Source organism: uncultured Nostoc sp., assembly GCF_937863485.1.
Classification (GTDB): Bacteria; Cyanobacteriota; Cyanobacteriia; order Cyanobacteriales; family Nostocaceae; genus Nostoc.
The window spans coordinates 1-2,387 of sequence record NZ_CALMFY010000084.1 but is presented as its reverse complement, the minus strand read 5'-3'; the positions used below and the strand labels follow the sequence as shown (position 1 = coordinate 2,387).

General features: G+C 46.0%; 2 protein-coding genes and 2 pseudogenes. 3 read left to right on the top strand and 1 reads right to left on the bottom strand.

Annotated elements, in window-relative coordinates; all coding sequences use genetic code 11:
- Positions 1 to 606 precede the first annotated feature (606 nt).
- Positions 607 to 723: pseudogene (locus tag Q0541_RS11120) on the bottom strand (IS630 family transposase); the annotation flags it as partial.
- Between the two features lie 492 nt (positions 724 to 1,215).
- Between Q0541_RS11120 and Q0541_RS11115 the strand changes: the two are divergent.
- The 3 genes and pseudogenes from Q0541_RS11115 to Q0541_RS11105 form a co-directional block, all read left to right on the top strand.
- Positions 1,216 to 1,686 carry an NAD(P)-binding domain-containing protein gene (locus Q0541_RS11115; RefSeq protein ID WP_298909638.1) on the top strand — a complete coding sequence of 157 codons (471 nt, stop codon included), beginning with the start codon at positions 1,216 to 1,218 and terminating at the stop codon, positions 1,684 to 1,686.
- A gap of 103 nt (positions 1,687 to 1,789) precedes the next feature.
- Positions 1,790 to 2,038 carry a hypothetical protein gene (locus Q0541_RS11110; protein WP_298909636.1) on the top strand — a complete coding sequence of 83 codons (249 nt, stop codon included), beginning with the start codon at positions 1,790 to 1,792 and terminating at the stop codon, positions 2,036 to 2,038.
- Positions 2,014 to 2,387: pseudogene (locus Q0541_RS11105) on the top strand (hypothetical protein); the annotation flags it as partial. The gene Q0541_RS11110 and the pseudogene Q0541_RS11105, both read left to right, overlap by 25 nt.

Sequence of the window (2,387 nt, the reverse complement as noted above, 5' to 3'; positions counted from 1 at the left end):
ACCCGTTAATGTACTGATATCACTGTACCTCAGTTACCTGCAATCTGCTGTATCTTGATTAGATGCAGCATCACACAGTTCATCAATCCAAGCACCATCAATTCTGATGTAATCAGGATAATTTGCTGTAATCGCTTGCAGAATTCTCATCGCACCCGGATTAATCACGGACTGCACAAATTCTTCATCAATGTCAGCAATATCGGGATTGGGAATACCAGTCGGTGAGGGTGATTGTTGTGCTGGTAGTTCTGAGAGTGTAACCAAACCTTGCAACTGATATTCAGCAATCCACCGGGGGCGCTCTTGCATTGGTAGGCGATTCACATAATCCGCAACTCGGCGTTTAGCTGCGATCACAGTCGTGACGTAATCATAAACAGCCTTACCTTGTAAATGCTGCTTAAGTGATTTGAGGTCAGCTTCTTGCAAAGAGCGATATACTTTCTGTTTGCCTTCACTGATTTGGGCAGATACTCCAAATAAGCCAGCACTCACCGTTCCAGCACCAAGTAGCATCCCGGTTGTTATTCGGTCAGTATTTAAGAAAAAAGGAGCAGACAGACACATTACTGCACTCGCTCCTAAAGAACATAAGATAGTCCGTGCACAGAAACGCCGTACCCAAGTTTTAGCTTGTAACCAAATATCCTCAATTGGATTTTGTGATGGACAATTAGGGGCAAAGCGAACGCAATGAATTTTCCAGTGCTCTTGAGACAAACCAATGCTTAATCTACGACCACGACGTTTGGTCTGTTCTAAGCGTTTTTGCTCACCTCTGAAGTAATAGGTGTAACCTGGTTCACTCCACTGACAAAACCCTGATTTATCTAGATATTTTAAGTCTATTTCTTGGGCAGCAGCAGCTAATTCCAGCATATCTCAGTCTGCTTGCTTTTTTTCCCGTATTACAGAGTCTTGTTTTCTTTTATGACTTTTTCTGACTCGTTTCCAAATGACCACGCCAGTTGCTTCAAGTCGGCAGAGCCGCCCAACGCACTGGCTCCCCTTTTCTTGAGTACCCGTCTTAATCTGTCGGGACTCAGTTTAATTTGGCGTTAGCGAAGCGGCTCCCTTCGGAGCTTCGCTTTCTAATTTCTGAGCTAACTGAACACTGTTGTATGTACGTGGTTCTTGTTTGAGGCATTCTTCCAAAAAAACTATGTCTTCTTCAGAGTACTTCTGAACCATTGATTATATCATTGGGTGCCAGTGTTATCAATATGTCACCGTATTCTCCCGATTTTAATCCGATTGAACTTTGGTGGTCGCATTGTATCAGAAGGGGCGATCAGCACTTACAGCTTGGATGATTTTGTCCAGAAGCTCAATAAACCTCGTGCGATTTGGTTGATGGTGCCAGCCGGAGAACCAACCGAGCCGATGGTGAAGGAAGTGGCTGCAAAACTGGATTCCGGCGATATCTTAATTGATGGGGGCAACTCTTACTACATTGACGATATTCGACGGGCAAATGATCTGATGCAAAAGGGCATTCACTACCTAGATGTGGGAACCAGTGGCGGAGTGTGGGGTTTGGAGCGGGGTTATTGCATGATGATTGGTGGCTCTCAGATGGTGGTTCAGTATCTCGATCCCATTTTTAAATCATTAGCTCCCGGACGGGGTGATATTCCGCGTACTGCTGGACGGGAAAAGGTAGGCGGTACAGCTGAAGGTTGAAAGCTCGGTTCATCCAGCTGAACCTTTTGCGATCGTCTCAATAGATATGTCGTAAGCGGAAAGGAAAGAAGTTTTACCAAACAATAATTTTAGGAGAAACACAATGACTCATCGAGTAAAAGAAATTCTCAGTTGGTATGGCAGCGATAATCCCGGAACGTTGACTAATTTAGCCCGGTTGCTGAATCATGGCAAACTAGCTGGAACTGGCAAAGTCGTCATGCTGCCTGTGGATCAAGGCTTTGAGCATGGGCCAGCTAGCAGTTTTGCGCCCAATCCACCAGCCTATGATCCTCGCTATCATTTTGAGTTAGCGATCGCAGCAGGATGCAATGCCTATGCCGCACCTTAAGATTTTTGGAAGCGGGAGCGCGAGAATTTGCAGGTGAAATTCCTCTCATTCTGAAAGCCAATGATCGCGATGTGTTACTAGCTGAGTCAGACCCAACGCAAGCACTCACTGGCAGCGTGGAGGATGCGCTGAGGTTAGGATGTGTGGGGATCGGTTTCAGTATCTATCCAGGTTCAGCCCATCGGTTTGAGATGTATCAGCAGATTCGAGCCTGTGCCGAGGTAGCAAAACGGCATGGATTGGTCGTGATGATTTGGTCTTATGCGCGGGGATCGGGTTTAAGTAAAGTGGGTGAGAGGGAGCAACGCGATTTTGTGAGGTTGGGTGAAAAAGGTGCGATCGCTAAAAT

Excerpts from the sequence above, each read along its gene's own strand:
- Q0541_RS11110 (WP_298909636.1), top strand. The coding sequence starts at position 1,790 with ATGACTCATCGAGTAAAAGAAATTCTCAGTTGGTATGGCAGCGATAAT.